The following is a 17,333-nucleotide window of genomic DNA, read 5'->3' on the forward strand; positions in this document are numbered from 1 at the left end:
ATTTGAGATGAAGTGAATTGTAGACTTGGGAAATGTCTCCTATTCGATTTAAGAATGAATCGTTGATACAGGATTAAAAGAACTGCAGCTTTCTTTTTATTTTGAATGAGATAGGTGTATATAGATTTGTGTAACTGGTGTAGAACTATTTCCAAGAATTTATTGAATGTATCGAATACACACATTCTATTGATTTTGAACCAGTTTTTAATTTCTAAATGTTATAATAGTTTTATCAAGTAAAAGGAGACTGCCATGATTGGAGACAATATAAAATTCTTACGAAAATCACATAATCTGATATAACCAGAATTTTCACGGATTGTGGGTGTGTCACGCAATAGCCTAAATCGTTAGAAAAACTGAAAAAGCTTACTTTCAATAGAAGTATTGGAAATATTCATTTTACATCTATCAAAGAAACATGGGATAGACCTATATTTTACAAAATAGCAAATTATATTTTGAATGATAGTAAAAACGGCAGTACTTGTGTGATTTACAATTATTGCACTCAATGTCTGAGTATCGCACTATCTGAAATAGGGAATAGTAGAGATTGTTCTTCGATATGTAAAAAAGTATTAGTAAGGAGTATCGTATATGCTACCATATTTTAAAACTATTAGATGGTATCTCCTCTTTAATTTTCTTTTTGGTGCAATATCGAATATCTGCACTGCTTTGTTACCGTATTTCACGCAGGCATTAATCAAAGGGGATTATCATGTAGCTCTATATGGCTATTCTATGGCAGTAGCAGGCTATTTGAGTTGTAACTATATCCAAATGATACTTGATTGGAAGCAGGGGATTATCTTTTCAACTACTTTGAAAAATGAATGGTTTCAATCACTTTTGGGACTCAGTCACCACGATTTTAAGCAGAAAACAGTAGCAGAGTACATTTCCTATCAATCTAATGACCTAGATTCGTTGGAAAAGGATTACCTCCCTCCATTGATGAGTTTTATCAAACAAATTTTACGTATTATCATTTATGCTTTCATTATTAGCAGAACAATTAATCCTATTGTATCACTGATTTTAATCTTTTCCACTGGAATTAGTATTCAAATTCCTAAAATCGTTGGGAAGTTGACTGCTAATCGTAGACAGGTTTACTTGAAAAAACAAGGCGATTACTATCGAACTTTGGAGGATTTGCTCATGGGACATCATTTGGTAAATAAACTAACTGTGTCGCATTTTTTGAATCAACAAAAGAGTTCTCTAAAGAATTTGCAGGATAAGTATTTTAAGTATGGTTTGACAAAAATTACAGGCATCTTATTGACAGGTGTTTCTTTTGAATTCATTAGTCTTGTTCTGTTTATTTATTTAGCCTACTCTCTATCTCACCAGCAACTCGGTATTCCTGAGGTGGTGGCGAGTTTCGGATATATTAATGCTTTTTCTGAACCAATACAGGAAATCCTTTATGATTTACAAATGTTAGAGTCCGTAAAGCCTGTAATCAAGAGTTTTCAAAACATTGTTGGGAGACCCGTTTCAGTTCAAGCACCTCAACATTCTTTTGATACGATTACTTTGAAAAACATTTCCAAACAACTGGGAGAATCAAAATTAATAATTACTTCCGCTACGATTCAAAAAGGGGATAAAATTGCGCTTATTGGTAAGAATGGGTCTGGAAAAAGTAGTCTTCTCAACATTTTAAATGGAACAGATGAAGATTTTGAAGGACAAATTGTGCTAGATGGGCTTGTTTTGGACCATCTTTGGGGAAGATTCGGTATGATTCTGCAACAAGAACATACATTTATTTCGAGTTATGAAAATAATGTAACGCTATTCAATAGTTTCAATGAAAAATTCATAGAAGAAGATTTTGAAAAAATTCCACCACAATCCCTGTCAGGTGGTCAGCAACAACGAATGTATTTAAATCGTGAGAAAAATCGTAAAAATCCATTGCTTATCCTAGACGAACCTTTCTCTGCCTTGGATACTAATCAGTTTAAAATGGAATTGGAAAGAGTTCTGGAACTACCAAGTGCCGTCATTGTTACTTTACATCGCCAAAACGAATTATTAAGTAAGTTTGACCAAGTTTGGGAAATTAAGAATGGAGAACTTGTAATTTTGAAATAGCTAAATTATAAAGAATAAAACGCATAGTATCAAGGTTCAGGAGATATCGTTTTTCCTTCTTCGGATAAGGAAACAAAAATTTCTTGCTTCATCTATCTGTTAAATTGAGAGATTTCCTCAGAGAAAGACTGTAAAATTTTTGATATAATGTTAAGGATGGACTGACGGATATTTAAAAGATAATGTTCAAAAGAATAACAGGTGAGAAGAAAAATATGTAAGATTGGACAGAAGTATCTCTACCATCATCCATGCAGAAACAAGATTATATGAAATAAAAGGAGTAACTAATGACCGGAAACTATTCAACACGTGAATACCGTGAGAAATTATATGATGATCTTCATGTTCGATTAAGAGATACAGTGATTTTGATGTGTGCGATTTTTATTGCCTCTATCGGCCTAAATATGAATTCAACGGCTGTCATTATTGGAGCCATGCTGATTTCCCCTCTTATGACACCGATTGTTGGACTGGGGTTTGGTTTAGCTATTTTTGATACGCGTTTAATCAAGCAATCTCTAGAGGTTTTATTTACCCAAGTATTGGTTAGCTTGCTTGTCTCGGCTCTGTATTTCTGGATTTCTCCCTTATCTTATGAAAGTAGCGAATTGATTGCACGAACCTCTCCAACAATTTGGGATGTGCTCATTGCTATTGCTGGTGGGATAGCAGGTTTCATTGGTTCAAGGAAAAAAGAAGCAAACAATATCGTACCAGGAGTAGCCATTGCAACAGCTCTGATGCCACCTATCTGCACTGCAGGTTACGGTTTAGCTAATGGAAATGTACGATTTTTATTTGGAGCTCTTTATCTTTTCTTGATCAACTGTGTCTTTATCATGCTAATCAACATTGTTGGAACAAGAATTATGATGAGAAAATCTCCCTTAAGTTCATTTAAAGAGCTAAACATTAAAATGAGAATTGGGTTGATATCCTTGATTGTATTATTGATTCTTCCGGCTAGTTATTCAGCAATTACTTTGACGATAGATCAAGCGCGAAAAGAAGGAATCAAACAGTTTGTAGGAAAAGAGTTCGCCAATCACACGGTCATTAATCAAGTCTACAAATCAAGAAACAATGAGTTGGTCTTGACGGTTGTTGGAGATCCGATTTCAGAAGAAGAATTAGAAACGCTCCACCAAAAACAAGCCTCTTACGGTATTCAATCTGTTCAATTGAAAGTCAATCAAGTTCATAATTCGACAAAATTAGACAGTGATTCGACCAAGGAATTTTATGAAACCATTAACAAGTATATCGATCAAAAACTCTCTGAAAAGGATTCACAAAAAGATCTCGTAAAAGAAAATGAAGCAGACAAGGATTGAGGACAATGAACTGAATCGGTTTTTACGCCGTGTTTTTCTTGTATCTTCCTCTTTCTTACTTATAGCAGGTTGTTTTTGATAAATCTAAGCAACACTAAATGATGAAGTGAAAGGGGATGAATCTTTGATAGTATTCATTTATTGTGAAATATGATATATTTATTAATTAGATGGATGAATACTTCTAGAGTTAAATATAGCATAATAGGGACAGACTTTTTGGTTTATTTTTGTTTGTAGTCGGATTATGAAAGAATATCCAATATTATGCGATAAGATAGAATGTTACAAAAAAGAAAGGGGATGCAATCCGATGAAGAAAGACAGATTAATTGTATTGACAGATGCTGTTCTAGCAATTATTATGACCATCTTGATTTTAGAGTTAGAAAAACCAACAACACCAAGTCTTGAAGCTTTTTGGGATTTACGGCAAAATTTCTTTGCTTGTTTTCTTTCCTTTTTCTGGTTGGGATCGTTATGGATGGCACTAAACACATTATGGGAAAAGGTTGAGAAAATTTCCTCAGAAATTATTTGGTGGAATTTGTTTCTACTCTTGGAGCGGCAGGAGTTCTCTTTGGAGAATTTCATGCCATCCAAGATACCAGTCTGAATGATGTGGTGGACCGGATCTATATAAATGTCAAGGATTTACCGTTTCAGTCCTTGGGAGCTTTAGCTAATATCCTGTCTGATGTTAAGAAGGGACTGATTCAAGACAGTCATATCTGGTCTTTCTTCCAGTCATTTTTCAAACAATATCAGTTGATAATCAGCTTAAATCAGATCTATCAGTTTGTCTATCTTTCTCTGATGGAGATCATGTCCTATCTTCACTTTGATTATTGGAAAAAACGGCTCGGTCAGGAGCTAGTATGAATAAGGAGAACAAATGAGACGTTTAAAAATGTTATGGCATATTATACAGGTTACGGGTTTTACTCGGTTTGCTCTGAGTTTTGTGACCTTTGTTTTTGGGTCAGGAGGCGTGCTTTTCCTAGTTGAACCTGCTATCACAAATTACGGAGACGGTCTTTGGTATGCTTTTGTGACTTCGACGACTGTCGGCTACGGGGATCTCCTAGCTGTGACCTTGATTGGAAGGATTACCAGTGTCTTCTTGACGATTTATGGGCTCATATTTTTTGGCTGTTTATCAGCTGTTATTATTAATTATTATACCGATTTAAATAAGGAAAGAGGAGAGGACAAATGACTGCCAATTATTCAACACGGGAATACCGTGAGAAATTATACGATGACCTTCATGTTCGATTGAGAGATACAGCGATTTTGATGTGTGCAATTTTTATTGCCTCTATCGGTCTAAATATGAATTCAACAGCTGTTATTATTGGAGCCATGTTAATTTCACCTCTCATGACACCGATTGTTGGACTGGGATTCGGTTTAGCTATTTTTGATACGCGTTTAATCAAGCAATCTCTAGAGGTTTTATTGACTCAAGTGTTGGTCAGTTTGCTTGTCTCGACTCTGTATTTCTGGATTTCTCCCTTGTCTTATGCAAGTAGCGAGTTGATCGCACGAACCTCTCCAACCATTTGGGATGTTCTCATTGCTATTGCTGGTGGGATTGCTGGTGTGATCGGTTCAAGGAAAAAAGAAGCAAACAATATCGTGCCAGGAGTAGCCATTGCTACAGCTTTGATGCCGCCTATCTGTACTGCTGGCTATGGTTTAGCTAATGGGAATGTACGATTTTTATTGGGGGCTCTCTATCTTTTCTTGATCAACTGTGTCTTTATCATGCTAGCCAACATTGTTGGAACAAGAATTTTGATGAGAAAATCTCCTTTAACTTCATTTAAAGAGCTGAGCATTAAAATGAGAATTGGCTTGATTTCTTTGATTGTATTGTTGATTCTTCCAGCTAGCTATTCGGCAGTTACTCTGACAATAGAACAAGCGCGCAAAGAAGGGATCAAACAGTTTGTAGGAAAAGAGTTCGCCAATTATACGGTTATTAATCAAGTCTACAAGTCAAGTAACAATGAATTGGTCTTGACGGTTGTTGGAGATCCGATTTCAGAAGAAGAATTAGAAACACTCCACCAAAAACAAGCCTCTTACGGTATTCAATCTGTTCAATTGAAAGTGAATCAAGTTCAGAACTCGCCAACATTAGATAGTGAAGCGACCAAGGAATTTTATGAAAACATTGACAAGTATATTGATCAAAAACTCTCTGAAAAAGATTCACAAAACGATCTCGTAAAAGAAAATGAAGCAGACAAGGATTGAGGATACTGACTTTATCTAACTCATGAAAGTAAATCTTGTGTGGTGGTTTGGTCAATCACTACTAGCTCGGATTAAATAATACTCTTCGAAAATCAAATTCAAACCACGTCAGCGTCGCCTTACCGTACTCAAGTACAGCTTGCGGCTAGCTTCCTAGTTTGCTTTTTGATTTTCATTGAGTAAAAATATAAAAAGCAACAGCTGAAATAGTTGTTGCTTTTTAGCTAGGATTTTATCTCTTATTTCTCAACGCGTGATTTGTTGGCAATATCAGCTAGGATAGCTTGAACAAAGTCATCAACTGAGACAGTTTGTGTTTCTTTTTGTCCGTAGCGACGAACGTTGACTGTTCCGTCTTCCATTTCCTTGTCTCCAACAATCAATTGGTAAGGAATCTTGCTGGTTTGTGAAGCACGGATCTTGAACTGCATTTTTTCATTGCGCTCATCTACATCTGCACGGACACCACGGTCACGGAGTTTCTTAGCTACTTCCCAAGCGTAGTCTACGTGTTTTTCGTTAGATACTGGGATGAGGGTTACTTGGTGAGGTGCAAGCCATGTTGGGAAGGCTCCCTTGTAGTTCTCAATCAAGATAGCTGTGAAGCGCTCCATAGTAGAGATTACACCACGGTGAATCATGACTGGACGGTGTTCTTCGCCATCAGCTCCGATGTATTTAAGGTCGAAGCGCTCTGGAAGCAAGAAGTCAAGCTGGATAGTAGAAAGAGTTTCTTCTTTTCCAAGAGCGGTCTTAACTTGAATATCCAATTTTGGTCCGTAGAAGGCTGCTTCACCTTCGGCTTCAAAGTAGTCCACGCCCATTTCATCAAGGGCTGCACGAAGCATGGTTTGAGCATTTTCCCACATCTCATCGTTGTCAAAGTACTTGTGAGTATCTTGAGGGTCACGAAGAGAGAGACGGAAGCGGTACTCATTCAAGTTGAAGTCTCCGTAAACATCTATAATCAACTGAAGGGCGCGTTGGAATTCTTCTTGGATTTGTTCTGGAGTAACGAAGAGGTGACCGTCGTTAAGAGACATTTCACGTACACGTTGAAGACCAGTAAGGGCACCAGATTTTTCATAGCGGTGCATCATCCCGATTTCAGCGATACGGATTGGCAACTCACGGTAAGAGTGAACATGATGTTTGAAGACTTGGATGTGGTGTGGGCAGTTCATTGGACGAAGGACAAATTCTTCCCCGTCACCCATGTCCATAGTTGGGAACATGTCTTCTTGGTAATGATCCCAGTGACCAGAAGTCTTGTAAAGCTCAACTGAAGCAAGTGGTGGAGTGTAGACGTGTTGGTAGCCTGAAGCCAACTCCTTGTCAACGATATAGCGTTCCAATTCACGACGAATAGTCGCACCATTTGGCAACCAGAAAGGCAAACCTTGTCCGACTTCTTGAGAAATCATGAAGAGGTCCAGTTCTTTACCGAGTTTGCGGTGGTCACGTTCCTTAGCTTCTTCACGCATTTGAAGGTAGTTTTTCAAGTCTTTCTTGTCAAACCAAGCTGTACCGTAGATACGTTGCATCATAGCGTTGTCGCTATTTCCACGCCAGTAAGCACCTGCTACATGGAGAAGGTGGAAGATTTGGATGCGGCCTGTTGATGGGACGTGAGGGCCACGGCAAAGGTCTACATATTCACCCTGACGGTAGATGGTCAAACCACCTTCGTCTTCTGAGTGTTCTTCAATCAATTCCAACTTGTAAGGGTCATTTTTGAAGATTTCACGTGCCTCGTCTTTAGTCACTTCTTCACGAATTGATGGGAAGTTTTCTTTGACGATTTTTTGCATTTCTTCTTCGATACGAGGAAGGTCTTCGTTAGAGATTTGACCAGCAGTGTTGTCAGTATCATAGTAGAAACCATCTTCGATAGCTGGACCAACTCCCAAGTGAATGTCTGGGAACAGACGACGAGCTGCTTGGGCAAATAAGTGAGCAGCTGAGTGACGCAAGATTGGAAGGGCATCTTCGTGGTCAGGTGTCACAATTTCGATGCTTCCATCTTCAGTGATAGCACGAGTAGTGTCGATGAGTTTGCCGTTGAATTTACCAGCCAAGGCTTTTTTAGCTAGGGAATTGCTGATAGATTGGGCAATTTCAAAAGTTGTAACGCCAGATTCGAATTCACGAACAGCGCCATCTGGGAAAGTAATGTTAATCATGATGTTCTCCTTACTTATATTATTGACGAATGTGTTAACCCTATTCTGAAAACAGGGATAGAGGATTGTGAAAGCTAGAAAAACAAAAAGCGACATCCTCGAAAGGACGTCGCAACGTGGTTCCACCTTCATTTATGTTCCTCAAAAGAGAGGGACACCTCTGATTGGCTCTAACGTGGCCACCGTTTTATGTTTTCATAAAAAACTTAAGAGTAGTATCAGTTTAGGCTCTCTATGCGTTTCCAGCAACCACGCACTCTCTAGTAGAAAGGGACTAAGTGACTTGTCTCTATGGATTATTATAGCATGATTGTGAAAATTTTCAAGATATTTGTAGATTTTTTTGAATTTCCTTGTTTAGGGGGAGAATTAGGAATGGTAATCTTTAGAAGAAGTTGAGTATCTCCATTATGTTGGTGAAGTAAAGAGAAAGAAGTAAATCTGTTGACAAAGAAGGTAGTTATTGGTAGAATAGGGATTGTCGTAAAGACAAATAACTTCTTCTTGGTTACAGGCATGCCAACCTGTCACTCGGATGAAGCCAAATAAAAAGGAGAAACATCATGGCAATCTCAAAAGAGAAAAAAAATGAAATTATCGCACAATATGCACGTCACGAAGGTGATACAGGTTCAGTAGAGGTTCAAGTTGCTGTCCTTACTTGGGAAATCAACCACCTTAACGAACACATCAAACAACACAAAAAAGACCACGCTACTTACCGTGGATTGATGAAGAAAATCGGTCGCCGTCGTAACTTGCTTGCATACTTGCGTAAAAACGACGTTAACCGTTACCGTGAGTTAATTAACTCTCTAGGACTTCGTCGCTAATCTGCTTTATTTTCCACTTACATTGCGTTGTCACCTTACCTCGATATACTCAAGTATAATCTTCGGTTACGGTTCCTAACACTGTAAGGTAAAATAAACCAGATCTTCTCTCTTCGGGGAGATTTTTTTGTTCACTAAAATTTTTGTACAATCGTCGGCTTGTCGCCTAGTCTATAAACGTTTTAGCCCAAGCTCAAATCAGCTCTCTGACTTCAGAGGGCTTTTTTATTGAGGTTTTATCGGGCACAATTTTGGAGACTACAAAAACCTCAAATGGTATCAGCTAATTACACCATAAGGGTGCGTAGCTACTCGGCTTGAAAAGCCGAGTAGCTGTCTGCAAGCCCCTTCGGAGAGCCCACACTTTACGAAGTAAAGTATAGTATGTTATACTTTACATGGAAGTAGTCACCGAATGCCAGTTAGAAATTACTTTGTAACTACGTTTTGAGGAGGAGTAAAATGCTTTCCTATGTTCGAAATTACCCACTAGCGATAGCTAAATTAATGTGTCTGTGCTCTCCTAAAATCTGCTGATTTATTACTGACTAATACAGGAGGGTTTTTTATGGGACAGACAATCATATCTGCTATTGGTGTTTATATTTCCACCAGTATCGATTATTTAATTATTTTAATTATTTTATTTGCACAGCTATCACAGAATAAACAAAAATGGCATATTTATGCGGGGCAATATCTAGGCACAGGCTTACTTGTAGGGGCGAGTTTAGTTGCTGCTTATGTCGTTAATTTCGTGCCTGAAGAATGGATGGTTGGATTGCTTGGTTTAATCCCTATCTATTTAGGGATTCGCTTTGCAATTGTTGGAGAAGGTGAGGAAGAAGACGAAGAAGAGGAAGAAATTATTGAAAGATTAGAACAAAGCAAGGCAAATCAACTGTTTTGGACAGTTACATTGCTGACAATTGCGTCTGGCGGAGATAATTTAGGTATCTATATACCTTATTTTGCTTCGTTAGAATGGTCACAGACCCTCGTGGCCTTGCTTGTGTTTGTAATCGGCATAATTATCTTATGCGAGATTAGTCGGGTGTTATCCTCTATTCCCTTAATATTCGAGACAATTGAAAAATACGAGCGGATCATTGTGCCCTTAGTATTCATTCTACTTGGACTATACATCATGTATGAAAATGGCACGATAGAGACTTTTCTGACCGTGTAGATTTTTTTGTTTCACTAGGATTTTAGCCCGGGATCAAATCAGCTCTCTGATTTTCAGAGGGCTTTTTATGTTGTCACTTTACCTCGATATACTCAAGTATAATCTTTGCTTATGCTTCCTAACACTGTATGGAAAAACCAACCATAATTTTTCTGATTTTAATTGTATTTTTTCCATAGCTTGTTACACAGTTGAAAATATGGTATACTTTTCATGAGAATTTTCTAAATTTTTAATATTCTATCAAAGGAGGTTTGCATGCTTTCCAAATTTTCTGGAAGCCGACAAGACCAGCAATTTGTGTTACTTTTAGTTATTTTGCTAGGTATTTTAGGGATTTCTCTCTTTCTAGCAGTTTCAATGGGATCTGTTGCGATTAATCTAGGAGATACCTATCGGATTATTTTGAGCAGGTTGGGATTTCCTCTTGAGATAGGAGAGGTTTCCAAGTCTACTCTTGCCATTGTATGGAACATGAGATTCCCCCGAGTATTGTTAGGTCTGATAGTAGGAGCAGGCCTTTCTATGTGTGGTAGTGTGATGCAGTCCACGGTAAACAATCCCATCGCAGAGCCTTATGTCTTAGGAATATCTGCGGGTGCAACTCTAGGAGCAACTCTAAGCATCATTCTTGGTTTAAAAGTGATGATTAGCCTTGGAGCTTTTCTTGGAGCTATTTTGGCAACAATTGTTGTCCTCATCATTGCCTCTATGCAGGGAAGGATGACAACATCTAGTCTGATCTTATCAGGAACGGTGGTCAATGCTCTCTTTCTAGCTTTTTCCAACTTTATTATCTCAGTTGGCGCTAATGCGGACAGTGTGATGACCATTAAGTTTTGGACCATGGGCTCGCTCGCTGGGACTTCCTGGGCAGACTTGGTCCTGCCAACTATAGTAGTAGGAATAGCCTTTCTATTTTTCTCTACTCAGTATCGTGTTTTCAATGCGATGATGATGGGAGATGAGGCTGCTTTAACTTTGGGGATTCCCTTACGCTTTTATTGGTATCTTTATGTGACCATGGTGGCTGTGCTGACAGCAGTCTTAGTAGCAACCTGTGGGATTATTGGATTTGTTGGTCTGATTACTCCACATTTAGCTCGAGGGTTAGTAGGAACGAATTACAAGAGGCTTTTTCCTGTTGCAACCTTGCTAGGTGCCCTCTTTGTCATTTGGGCAGATGTACTCTCTCGAATCATCATTCCAAACGCAGAGCTTCCTATTGGTATTTTCACAGCCTTAGTAGGTGCTCCCTTCTTTATCTACATTGTTGGAGGTAGGCGAAGGGAGGCGAGGGTCTGATATGGACTTGATTTGTCAGGATGTCCACTTTGGACTGGGAGAGAAAAAAATCCTCAAGGGAGTTTCTCTTAAAGTTGAAGGGAATCAATTTCACACGATATTAGGACCAAATGGAAGCGGGAAAACCAGTCTACTTAAACTCCTCTATCGTCAGGAAAAGGCGGACAAAGGCTTGATAAGCCTAGATGGAAAGCCGCTGGAACAATGGACGCTCAAAGAAACAGCCAAGCAAATGGCAGTTGTCACCCAGTTTAACCAGCTGCAGTTTGATTGTACAGTTGAAGAAATCGTCTTGCTGGGAAGAACTCCTCACCTCTCTTTTTTACAGAAGGAAAGGGAAAGAGATTTTACGCTCGTTCAAGATGCCCTCGTTAAGGTGGATATGCTTGAGAAGAAAACTCGTCTCTATTCGTCCCTGTCAGGAGGAGAGAAACAGCGAGTCTTACTAGCCCGCGCCTTGGCGCAAGAACCGACTCTCTTGCTCCTTGACGAACCAACCAATCACTTGGATATCAAGTATCAGCTAGACTTGTTGGCCATAGTGAAGGAGCTCAAGGTCAATGTTCTAGCTGTCCTGCATGATATTCAACTTGCTTGTCGCTATTCGGATTATCTCTATCTGATGAAAGAGGGGGAAATCCTTTATCAAGGGCCTCCAAAGGAGACCATCACCTCAGAATCATTGCAAACTGTATACGGAGTTCAAAGTCAGGTTACTTGGACCGAGGACCAACAAGCCATGATTCACTATTTATAAGAATGAAAAGGAAAACAAGATGAAAAAAACACTAAGCATTTTACTCGTAACAGTAGCCACCCTAACCATGGCAGCTTGTGGCAATACTACTACAGAAAAAGCTACCACACAATCTAGCACAGAGACAAGTCAAAAGGCAAACGCAGAGATGACTTATCCGTTAACGGTTAAGACCTATGATGCTAAAGGAAATGAAGTCGAACAAGTCTTTGACAAGGCACCTGAAAAAGTTATTACAAACAATCTTTCAACCACTGAAATCTTATTGGAGTTAGGCTTGAAGGATAAAATTGTTGGCATGCTCAATCCAGACAATGCTGTGACGGACAAATACAAGGATGCTATTGCAGCTATTCCTCAAATTGGAGATAAAAAAACAGTCTCACAAGAGACAGTCCTTTCTTATGAGCCAGACGCTGTGATGGGTCGAAACATGATGTTTTCTGAAAAATCCTTGGGGACAGTTAGCACTTGGAATGAAAATAAAATCCCAGTTTATACACAAAAAGCTTCTCTCTCAACGATTCAGCAAGATTTGGGGAATATCGTAGAAGATGTCAAAAATCTTGGAATGATTTTTAATGTTCAGAACAAGGCTAATGAATACGCAGCCCAATTACAAACTAAAATTGACGCTGTTAAGAAAGCAAACCCAGCAAGCCAAGGTGAAAAGAAAAAGGCTTTGATTATGGTTGCTTATAATGATGAAACCTTCGGTGCCTATAAGTCTGCTTTGCAAGAAAGTTTACTGAACCAACTTGGTTATACAAACGTTGCTACGGGGACATCAGGCTTGACCTTGGAAAATCTCGTGTCAATGGATCCTGAGTTGATTATCTATGTAACCAGCGACCGCAATAAAAAATTGGATGAAAAAGCAGTAGAGTTGATGAAGGCAAATGCTGTTTTGGAAAGCGTTCCTGCTATTAAGAATCAAAAAATCATGACTATCTCTTACGATGAATTGATGGACTATGGTCCAGCAGTGATTGATTCCCTTGAGAAAATCAATGACTTTATCAATAAATAATGAGTTTGATTGGGAAGGAATTCAAGTCAAGGTCAGCCTGCCTTCAACCTATGATTTCAATCAAACCTATCCAGCGATTCTCTTGAATGATGGAAACTTGGATTTTCTATCTTCCCTTTCCGAATCTGTGATTTTAGTGGGCTTGACCTCTAAAAATCGCCTAGACGACTACACGCCCTGGAAGGCAGCTGCTCTGAGAGATGAATTTCCAGATTTTGGCGGTCAGGCAACAGCCTATCATGATCATTTATTTGGAGGTCTTTTAGACAAGTTGCAGTCGCTTTATCGCCTGGACAAAAATCGCCTTGCCTATGGAGGTTACTCACTAGGTGGTTTGGCGGCAGTCTACAGTCTTTTCAGCTTTGACAAGGTCTCCTGTGTCTTTTCAATCTGCGGTTCCTTTTGGTATCCTGATTTTGTGACTTACTGCAAGGCAGAGACAGTGAAAAATCTAGACTGTTTGCTGTATTTACAGAATGGTCAAACAGAAGGAGCCCATCATACCAATCGCTTGGCTCAAGCACCAGCCTATGCTGAGCAGATCCATACCAGTCTTCAGAAATGCTATCCGAACGGCCAGTTTGTCTTTGATCCTTATGGACACCATGAACAAGTAGCTGAGCGATTTCTAGCTTTTTCCAGCTGGTTGGCCCAAAAATGGAAAATCGAATAAAAGATTTATCCCTTGGCACATGCCAAGGGATTGTTGTATTTATTTAATACTCTTCGAAAATCAAATTCAAACCACGTCAGCGTAGCCTTACCGTACTCAAGTACAGCTTGCGGCTAGCTTCCTAGTTTGCTTTTTGATTTTCATTGAGTATAACAAAGAGCCTCTCTCTTCTTATCTGGATTCCATACGAAGCTTGCGATAAAGCTAAAGATGATAGTTAGGATAGCGAGGATAATCGCAAGGATGAGGGCAGGTATGCGAATAAACCACCAGAGTGGGTTTGGTTTTTTATCATTATGCCATTGTTTCGTTTCTTGGTCCAAACGTTGAAATTCTGCATGGATACGATTGGCGACTGTTTCAATGCCTTCATCATTCATTTTCTTGATATCGGAGATATCGATTGGATTTCCAAAGTTCATATCAACACGCTCACGGCTAACCAAGCCTTTCAAGGTCATGGGACCTGTGTAGGTAACCGGCATGATACGGACCTTGGCCATTTTGGCAATCAGGGCAACTCCACCCTTGACATCGTTTGAGTGACGGCTCCCACTTGGAAACATGATGAGAGAGCGATCACTTTTTTTGAGAACATTGATAGGGTATTTGATGGCTGAGGAGCTTGGATTTTCACGGTCGATAGGAAAGGCACCACACATACGAATCCACCAGCCAAAGATACGGTTGGTAAAGAGTTCTTTTTTGGCCATAAAGATAAATTGTTTTGGCTTGGTCGCAAAGGCCATATAAACAGGATCCCACCAGGTGCGATGAGGCGCCACTAGGATATAATTTTCATCTTGATTAGGAATTTTATCAGTATTATGATAGTGGGCATTGCCATTGATGGACCATAGGAGCAAGACAACTAATCCACGTAAATAAGTATAAAACATGCGATCTCCTTCGATTGTTTTCTTGTTATTATTATACCTTATCAAAGGAGGGCTGGCAAACTTTTTTCCGTGACTAGGTGCATATTTGAGATGAGATTAGAATTCTTTTAGAAAAAATGATATGATAGGATTCATGGATAAAAATAATATTGTGGGATTAACCCAAAGAGAAGTCAAGGAAAGACAGGCTAAGGGCTTGGTTAATGATTTTACTGCTTCTGCCAGTACCAGCACTTGGCAAATCATCAAACGAAATGTCTTTACCCTTTTTAACGCTTTGAACTTTGCCATTGCTTTGGCACTTTCCTTCGTGCAGGCTTGGAGCAATCTGGTCTTCTTTGCTGTTATCTGCTTTAACGCTTTTTCTGGTATTGTGACCGAGCTACGGGCCAAACACATGGTCGATAAGCTCAATCTCATGACTAAGGAAAAGGTCAAAACCATCCGTGATGGTCAAGAAGTAGCTCTGAATCCTGAAGAATTGGTGCTAGGAGATGTCATTCGTTTGTCTGCTGGAGAACAGATTCCTAGTGATGCCTTGGTTCTAGAAGGCTTTGCAGAAGTCAATGAAGCCATGTTGACGGGGGAGAGTGATTTGGTGCAAAAGGAAGTTGATGCCTTGCTTTTGTCAGGAAGTTTCTTGGCTAGTGGGTCAGTTTTGGCTCAAGTTCACCATGTTGGATCTGATAACTATGCTGCCAAACTCATGCTTGAGGCTAAGACTGTGAAACCTATCAACTCCCGTATCATGAAATCGCTGGACAAGTTAGCTGGTTTTACTGGGAAGATTATCATTCCCTTTGGTCTAGCTCTCTTGCTAGAAGCCTTGATCTTAAAAGGCCTGCCTCTCAAGTCATCCGTTGTAAATTCGTCTACAGCCCTTTTGGGGATGTTGCCCAAGGGAATCGCCCTTTTGACCATTACTTCGCTCTTGACTGCGGTGATTAAGCTGGGCTTGAAAAAGGTCTTGGTGCAGGAGATGTACTCTGTTGAGACCTTGGCGCGCGTGGATATGCTCTGTCTGGACAAGACGGGCACCATCACCCAAGGAAAGATGCAGGTGGAGGCTGTTCTTCCACTGACGGAAACTTATGGTGATGAGGTTATTGCCAGTATTCTAACCAGCTATATGGCCCATAGTGAGGATAAAAATCCAACAGCCCAAGCTATTCGCAAGCGTTTTGTAGGAGAAGTTGCCTATCCTATGCTTTCCAATCTTCCCTTCTCCAGCGACCGCAAGTGGGGAGCCATGGAGTTAGAATGTTTAGGAACAGTTTTCTTAGGGGCGCCTGAGATGTTGCTGGATTCTGAAGTCCCAGAAGCCAGAGAGGCCTTGGAGAGAGGGTCACGTGTCTTGGTCTTGGCAGTCAGTCAGGAAAAACTAGACCATCACAAACCACAAAAACCTTCTGATATTCAGGCTCTGGCTTTGCTGGAGATTTTGGACCCCATTCGAGAAGGAGCAGCTGAGACGCTGGACTATCTCCGTTCTCAGGAAGTGGGACTCAAGATTATCTCTGGTGACAATCCAGTCACTGTGTCCAGCATTGCCCAAAAGGCTGGTTTTGCAGACTATCACAGCTATGTAGATTGCTCAAAAATCACTGATGAGGAATTGATTGATATGGCTGAGGAGACAGCTATTTTTGGACGTGTTTCCCCTCATCAAAAGAAACTCATCATCCAAACGCTGAAAAAAGCAGGGCATACAACAGCTATGACTGGGGATGGAGTTAATGATATCCTGGCTCTTCGTGAGGCGGATTGTTCTATCGTGATGGCTGAAGGAGACCCTGCGACTCGTCAGATTGCCAATCTGGTTCTCTTGAACTCTGACTTTAATGATGTTCCTGAGATTCTCTTTGAAGGTCGTCGTGTGGTCAATAACATTGCCCATATCGCCCCGATTTTCTTGATAAAGACCATCTATTCTTTCTTGCTCGCAGTTATCTGTATTGCCAGTGCTTTACTAGGTCGGTCTGAGTGGATCTTGATTTTCCCATTCATTCCAATCCAGATTACCATGATTGACCAGTTCGTGGAAGGTTTCCCGCCATTCGTTCTGACTTTTGAGCGAAATATCAAGCCTGTCGAGCCAAACTTCCTCAGAAGATCCATGCTTCGTGCTCTACCAAGTGCACTCATGGTCGTCTTCAGCGTCCTGTTTGTGAAAATATTTGGAAGTAGCCAAGGTTGGTCTGAGTTAGAAATCTCAACTCTACTCTATTATCTCTTGGGGTCAATTGGTTTCTTATCCGTATTTAGAGCCTGCATGCCATTTACCCTATGGCGTGTCCTCTTGATTGTTTGGTCAGTAGGAGGCTTCCTAGCCACAGCTCTCTTCCCAAGAATTCAAAAACTGCTTGAAATTTCGACATTAACAGGACAAACATTATCTGTTTATGGTGTCATGATGTTGGTCTTTACCGTGATTTTCATTATAACCAGTCGCTATCAAGGCAGAAAATAAAGAAAGACTGCAATCTGTGGATTGCGGTTTTCTTATACGACGAGTCTATCGTAGATCTGATGTGCAAGGCCTATGTGTCTATTATAGTAGATTGAAATAAGATATGATCAAATCAATTAGGAAAGTTAATACTCTTCGAAAATCAAATTTAAACCACGTCAGCGTCGCCTTACTGTGGGTATGGTTACTGACTTCGTCAGTTCTATCCACAACCTCAAAGCAGTTCTTTGATCAACCTGCGGCTAGTTTCTTAGTTTGCTTTTTGATTTTTATT

The 17,333-nt window shown here is 39.9% G+C and carries 15 protein-coding genes and 1 pseudogene; 13 read left to right on the forward strand and 3 right to left on the reverse strand.

The features are described 5' to 3' along the window. Window positions 1-603 precede the first annotated feature (603 nt). From SK629_RS03415 to SK629_RS03435, 6 genes are all read left to right on the forward strand, one after another. The gene (locus tag SK629_RS03415) at window positions 604-2,115 is read left to right on the forward strand and encodes an ATP-binding cassette domain-containing protein (protein WP_042900580.1); all 1,512 of its coding nucleotides are present in this window, start codon (window positions 604-606) and stop codon (window positions 2,113-2,115) included. Window positions 2,116-2,405: 290 nt separating this feature from the next. Next, window positions 2,406-3,455, forward strand: coding sequence for a DUF389 domain-containing protein (locus SK629_RS03420; RefSeq protein WP_000147503.1), 1,050 nt, complete (start codon window positions 2,406-2,408; stop codon window positions 3,453-3,455). A gap of 313 nt (window positions 3,456-3,768) precedes the next feature. Beyond that, window positions 3,769-4,071: a TMEM175 family protein gene (locus SK629_RS11280; RefSeq protein WP_004240734.1), complete on the forward strand. Its 303-nt coding sequence runs from the start codon at window positions 3,769-3,771 to the stop codon at window positions 4,069-4,071. After that, window positions 3,996-4,337 carry a hypothetical protein gene (locus tag SK629_RS03425; protein WP_000397556.1) on the forward strand — a complete coding sequence of 114 codons (342 nt, stop codon included), beginning with the start codon at window positions 3,996-3,998 and terminating at the stop codon, window positions 4,335-4,337. Before SK629_RS11280 ends, SK629_RS03425 begins: the two co-directional genes overlap by 76 nt. 13 nt (window positions 4,338-4,350) lie before the next feature. Next, entirely contained in the window at window positions 4,351-4,674 is a 324-nt protein-coding gene (locus tag SK629_RS03430) for a potassium channel family protein (protein ID WP_001253404.1), read from the forward strand. Next, on the forward strand, window positions 4,671-5,720 hold the full coding sequence (locus tag SK629_RS03435) for a DUF389 domain-containing protein (RefSeq protein ID WP_000126416.1): 1,050 nt from the start codon (window positions 4,671-4,673) through the stop codon (window positions 5,718-5,720). The genes SK629_RS03430 and SK629_RS03435 overlap by 4 nt, the downstream gene beginning before the upstream one ends. A 239-nt stretch (window positions 5,721-5,959) precedes the next feature. Here the strand turns inward: SK629_RS03435 and thrS are convergent, their stop codons facing one another. Both thrS and SK629_RS12925 read right to left on the reverse strand, forming a co-directional pair. Then, a complete protein-coding gene (gene thrS, locus SK629_RS03440; protein WP_042900582.1) occupies window positions 5,960-7,903 on the reverse strand; it encodes a threonine--tRNA ligase in 1,944 nt (647 codons plus the stop codon). Between the two features lie 40 nt (window positions 7,904-7,943). Then, window positions 7,944-8,152 (reverse strand): annotated as a pseudogene (locus tag SK629_RS12925) (hypothetical protein). Between the two features lie 314 nt (window positions 8,153-8,466). Here SK629_RS12925 and rpsO point away from each other — a divergent pair. The 6 genes from rpsO to SK629_RS03470 all read left to right on the forward strand — a co-directional run bounded on the left by rpsO (window position 8,467) and on the right by SK629_RS03470 (window position 13,690). Then, on the forward strand, window positions 8,467-8,736 hold the full coding sequence (gene rpsO, locus SK629_RS03445) for a 30S ribosomal protein S15 (RefSeq protein WP_001018251.1): 270 nt from the start codon (window positions 8,467-8,469) through the stop codon (window positions 8,734-8,736). A gap of 568 nt (window positions 8,737-9,304) precedes the next feature. Next, the gene (locus SK629_RS03450) at window positions 9,305-9,925 is read left to right on the forward strand and encodes a CadD family cadmium resistance transporter (RefSeq protein ID WP_042900583.1); all 621 of its coding nucleotides are present in this window, start codon (window positions 9,305-9,307) and stop codon (window positions 9,923-9,925) included. A gap of 258 nt (window positions 9,926-10,183) precedes the next feature. Continuing rightward, entirely contained in the window at window positions 10,184-11,230 is a 1,047-nt protein-coding gene (locus tag SK629_RS03455; protein ID WP_042900584.1) for a FecCD family ABC transporter permease, read from the forward strand. A 1-nt stretch (window position 11,231) separates the two neighbouring features. Further along, the gene (locus SK629_RS03460; protein WP_042900585.1) at window positions 11,232-11,987 is read left to right on the forward strand and encodes an ABC transporter ATP-binding protein; all 756 of its coding nucleotides are present in this window, start codon (window positions 11,232-11,234) and stop codon (window positions 11,985-11,987) included. A 19-nt stretch (window positions 11,988-12,006) separates the two neighbouring features. Next, on the forward strand, window positions 12,007-13,017 hold the full coding sequence (locus SK629_RS03465) for an ABC transporter substrate-binding protein (RefSeq protein ID WP_042900586.1): 1,011 nt from the start codon (window positions 12,007-12,009) through the stop codon (window positions 13,015-13,017). Continuing rightward, the gene (locus SK629_RS03470) at window positions 12,998-13,690 is read left to right on the forward strand and encodes an alpha/beta hydrolase-fold protein (RefSeq protein WP_042900587.1); all 693 of its coding nucleotides are present in this window, start codon (window positions 12,998-13,000) and stop codon (window positions 13,688-13,690) included. The genes SK629_RS03465 and SK629_RS03470 overlap by 20 nt, the downstream gene beginning before the upstream one ends. 140 nt (window positions 13,691-13,830) lie before the next feature. On the opposite strand, the gene SK629_RS03475 is transcribed toward SK629_RS03470, so the two are convergent. Further along, window positions 13,831-14,589 (reverse strand): lysophospholipid acyltransferase family protein, encoded by a 759-nt coding sequence (locus tag SK629_RS03475; protein WP_042900588.1) that lies wholly within the window; start codon window positions 14,587-14,589, stop codon window positions 13,831-13,833. 133 nt (window positions 14,590-14,722) lie between these two features. On the opposite strand from SK629_RS03475, the gene SK629_RS03480 reads away from it, so the two are divergent. Beyond that, window positions 14,723-17,059 carry a cation-translocating P-type ATPase gene (locus tag SK629_RS03480; RefSeq protein ID WP_042900589.1) on the forward strand — a complete coding sequence of 779 codons (2,337 nt, stop codon included), beginning with the start codon at window positions 14,723-14,725 and terminating at the stop codon, window positions 17,057-17,059. Window positions 17,060-17,333: the final 274 nt, after the last annotated feature.

It is taken from the genome of Streptococcus mitis (assembly GCF_000722695.1).
Classification (GTDB): Bacteria; Bacillota; Bacilli; order Lactobacillales; family Streptococcaceae; genus Streptococcus; species Streptococcus mitis_O.

Bases quoted from the DNA above. Each gene is read 5' to 3' on its own strand.
- SK629_RS03420 (WP_000147503.1), top strand. From the start codon at position 2,406: ATGACCGGAAACTATTCAACACGTGAATACCGTGAGAAATTATATGAT.
- SK629_RS03430 (WP_001253404.1), top strand. From the start codon at position 4,351: ATGAGACGTTTAAAAATGTTATGGCATATTATACAGGTTACGGGTTTT.
- SK629_RS03455 (WP_042900584.1), top strand. From the start codon at position 10,184: ATGCTTTCCAAATTTTCTGGAAGCCGACAAGACCAGCAATTTGTGTTA.
- SK629_RS03450 (WP_042900583.1), top strand. From the start codon at position 9,305: ATGGGACAGACAATCATATCTGCTATTGGTGTTTATATTTCCACCAGT.
- SK629_RS03470 (WP_042900587.1), top strand. From the start codon at position 12,998: ATGACTTTATCAATAAATAATGAGTTTGATTGGGAAGGAATTCAAGTC.
- SK629_RS03465 (WP_042900586.1), top strand. From the start codon at position 12,007: ATGAAAAAAACACTAAGCATTTTACTCGTAACAGTAGCCACCCTAACC.
- SK629_RS03460 (WP_042900585.1), top strand. From the start codon at position 11,232: ATGGACTTGATTTGTCAGGATGTCCACTTTGGACTGGGAGAGAAAAAA.
- thrS (WP_042900582.1), bottom strand. From the start codon at position 7,903: ATGATTAACATTACTTTCCCAGATGGCGCTGTTCGTGAATTCGAATCT.
- SK629_RS03435 (WP_000126416.1), top strand. From the start codon at position 4,671: ATGACTGCCAATTATTCAACACGGGAATACCGTGAGAAATTATACGAT.
- SK629_RS03475 (WP_042900588.1), bottom strand. From the start codon at position 14,589: ATGTTTTATACTTATTTACGTGGATTAGTTGTCTTGCTCCTATGGTCC.
- SK629_RS03415 (WP_042900580.1), top strand. From the start codon at position 604: ATGCTACCATATTTTAAAACTATTAGATGGTATCTCCTCTTTAATTTT.
- SK629_RS11280 (WP_004240734.1), top strand. From the start codon at position 3,769: ATGAAGAAAGACAGATTAATTGTATTGACAGATGCTGTTCTAGCAATT.
- rpsO (WP_001018251.1), top strand. From the start codon at position 8,467: ATGGCAATCTCAAAAGAGAAAAAAAATGAAATTATCGCACAATATGCA.
- SK629_RS03480 (WP_042900589.1), top strand. From the start codon at position 14,723: ATGGATAAAAATAATATTGTGGGATTAACCCAAAGAGAAGTCAAGGAA.